Origin of the sequence: Microbacterium sp. CCH5-D1 (genome assembly GCF_001557335.1) — a bacterium.
GTDB classification, from domain to species: domain Bacteria; phylum Actinomycetota; class Actinomycetes; order Actinomycetales; family Microbacteriaceae; genus Microbacterium; species Microbacterium oxydans.
Genome location: NZ_LSJW01000205.1, coordinates 1 through 3179 on the forward strand (window position 1 = coordinate 1; position 3179 = coordinate 3179).

Sequence of the window (3179 nt, forward strand, 5' to 3'; positions counted from 1 at the left end):
GCTCCTCGAAGCCGGCGGATTCAGACCGCTCCTACACTCTCATTCGCGATGAGCCACTTTATCGTCGCCACGCCGGCTCTGCGGCAGATTCAACACAGTATTGCTCTCGCGCGGCAGCGCAACGCCTTCGCGAATTTCGGCCGAGGGATGGTGTTGCTGTCGGGGGAAGCAGGAACAGGAAAAACGACGGCGCTCGTCGCTGCCGCACAGACCTGTATCACGGAATCTCGCCGAGATCGTCCAGATGTTCGGCTGCCGGTGTTGTTTATTGACGCTCCGGCCGGGGCAACACCGAAGTCAGTGATGATGACTCTGCTCCGGGCCTTGCGACTCGCTGTGCCACGCGCCATGACAACGCCAGAGATGACTGACCTCGTGGTGGCACACGCAAACGAACAAGGGGTCCAGATGATCGTCGTCGACGAACTGCACAACCTGTCCGACAACCGCCGATCAACAGTCGACGCAGCGAACACCCTGAAGGTTCTCAGTAATCAAGTCCGCGCGACTTTCGTTTACAGCGGCATCGGGATCGACTCCGGTGAACTGTTGAGCGGACCGCACGGGAATCAACTATCCGGCAGAAGCGTCGCACATTCGCTCGCTCCCTTGGTTCTGTCAGACAAGGATGGCGCCGCGCAGTGGTTGGGGCTCATCCGCGCCTTCGAGACCCAACTTCTTCTCCGTGACCATCCCGCGGGCACTCTCGCTCCTCTCGGCGAGTACCTCCTTGCCCGCACCGCGGGATACATCGGAGCACTTCGTCAGCTTCTCGTGGACGCCGCCATGAGTATCATCACCGAGCGTCGGGCGGCGCTCATTGGCGGCACGCCCAGCGGTCGCCTCGAACGCATCACGAAAGCCGATCTGGAGAAAGTGCGAGTCGATCTTCGGTCGGAGCGTCAAGCAGTGGCTGCGGCGAAATCTCGCAAACCCGATAGTAGAGGTTGAGCAAAATGACCGCTGGGCTGCACACTCCGTTTGGGCTGCCATTGCCTTTCATCCCCCGAAGAATTGCCTTTGAGACTGATGACAGCTTCGTGATCTCTATTCTTGCGAGAAATCACTACCCGGCGGCGATCCATGCAACGCTCGTGCGGACTCTGCGCCGAGAACTCAAGCGAGCACATCCAGGGGTCGGACTTCTCGAGGCTCTCACCGGAAACCCCGCTGCGACGCGCTCTGAGTCATTCGGTGTTGTCAATCGCCACCTCTCTGCATGCTCGACCTGCTCGCAGTCGGTGTCAGACCGTTGGGCGTGCAGACGGTGTGCACAGGGGAGAACCATCCCTCAGGTGCCGCACCTCGGCCCCTTCGTGTGCCGACGTCACCGGCTATGGGTCGGCCCCGGGACGAAACCTGAGGAGCAGGTCGTCGTGCCCCAGGTAGTCGTTTTGGCGGATCGAAGACTGCAACGGCTGTTCGCGCAGAAGCGGCTCGATGTTCCCGTCATGATCGAGCTTCTGGATATGTTCGAAGCCTGGGAGCGGCTCGCGGGGAGTAGCCGCAACGCGCCTAAGCGTTTCGTCGCGTTGACACGCGTGTGGTCCGCGGTGACGAACTCGCTCGACACTCTTACGGATCCGAGCCGCCCACACTCCCAGCGTTATGCGCACCTTCAACGGCTCATCACCGCGAGCGAGTGTGCAGCACCGCAATCAGCGCCGATCGTGGATGGGATATGGGCACTATTGCGGCGTGCAGAGATCGGTCGCCGGGACATCTACGCAGGGAAGCCGACAGCTGAGCCCTTCAACGCCGATCATTGGCCGAGCGCGCACAGCTTCAAACTAGTGAACCCCGACGTTGAACTCAGCGAGTTCAACGCGTACGAATCGAGCATGATGACGTGCAAGGCGAATCAGTGGGACCATGTGAATCACCTTTACGTTAATGAACGCGCAGCGCCGGGCATCCGCTGGATGGTCTCGATCACGTCCAGTGAGCGAATCGGTTTCGCGTGTCGAGAGGGGCACCGAGTCGCAGTCCCTGCGGCTAACCGACGGAACACCTTCCTCTCCCGATTCAGTGGCTGCGGAGTATGTTCCGGGCGCCGCGTGCTGAGGGGCTACAATTCCCTCGCAGATACGCACCCGCGTGTTGCCGAACGGTGGCACCCCACCCGCAACGGCGTCGTCACGCCCGGGGATGTGAAGGCCGGGAGCTCCACTTCGAGGTGGTGGCTGTGTCGGAACGGTCATGCCTTTGAGGCATCGCCCGTCAACATGCGTCGGAAGGACGGACGTTCATGTCGCTACTGCACGCGACAAGCAGTTGAGGTTGGGGTGACCAGTTTGGATGTGACTCATCCACAAGTCGCGCAACGCTGGCATCCCACTATGAACGGGGGGCTATCAGCCGCACATGTGCTGTCGGGCAGCCCGCAAGTCGTGTGGTGGCTGTGCGACGCCGGGCACCCCTACGACCTTTCCATAGTCCTCGCCGCCTCGGGGATAGGTTGCGGTGTATGCCGCGGAATGCGTGCGGTACCAGGCGTTAACACTCTGCAGGACCGATACCCCGAGATCGCGGCACAATGGCACCCTTATCGCAACGGCGGCCTAACCCCTAGCAGCGTTACGTCGGGATCAGGCAAGGAAGTCTGGTGGCTTTGCGAGAGTGGCCACGCGTGGCCCGCACCCGTATTCAGACGCAAGACTCGAGGTTGCCGCGTGTGCGCCAACCTCGAAGCTCGGATGGGTGTCAACTCACTTGTTGACACCCATCCTCAGCTAGCAGCGGAATGGCACCCCACCTATAACGCAGGGGTAGTCCCTGGCGCTGTCGTCGCAGGTAGCCCAAAGAAGTACTGGTGGCGTTGCCCGGCAGGGCACCCCTACGAGCAAGCTCTTGTGCGCCGTCGGGACGGGCAAGGGTGCTATTACTGCTCGAACCGGCGTGTCTGGTCGGGTTTCAACGACGCACGCACTCGGTTCCCTGACCTTCTGAAAGACTGGGATTGCGGTCGGAATCGGGAGTTCAATCCATCCAATCGTCTCCCCGGTGGCAAAAAGCACTACTGGCGCTGCCGCAGGTCTGGACACCTCGCATACTCGACGATCCCGAACCGTCGCCTCACAAACGGATGCCCTCAGTGTGATCCCTCCGATCGTGTCGGTTTGGGGGCTCTTCGCAGTTGAGGGTGTAGCCCGGGACCGCCGGCTGGTTCGCGGATAGGC

General features: G+C 61.3%; 2 protein-coding genes. Both read left to right on the top strand.

The genetic code is table 11. From position 1 onward, the window contains the following. Window positions 1–951: ATP-binding protein (locus AX744_RS12230; protein WP_231728801.1), on the top strand; the 951-nt coding region annotated here is incomplete at its 5' end. A gap of 971 nt (window positions 952–1922) precedes the next feature. Next, on the top strand, window positions 1923–3140 hold the full coding sequence (locus AX744_RS21855) for a zinc-ribbon domain-containing protein (RefSeq protein WP_442922833.1): 1218 nt from the start codon (window positions 1923–1925) through the stop codon (window positions 3138–3140). The last annotated feature ends 39 nt before the right edge of the window (window positions 3141–3179 follow it).

What these genes read in the sequence shown, in the direction of transcription:
- AX744_RS21855 (WP_442922833.1), top strand. Translation starts at nt 1,923, where the DNA reads ATGGTCTCGATCACGTCCAGTGAGCGAATCGGTTTCGCGTGTCGAGAG.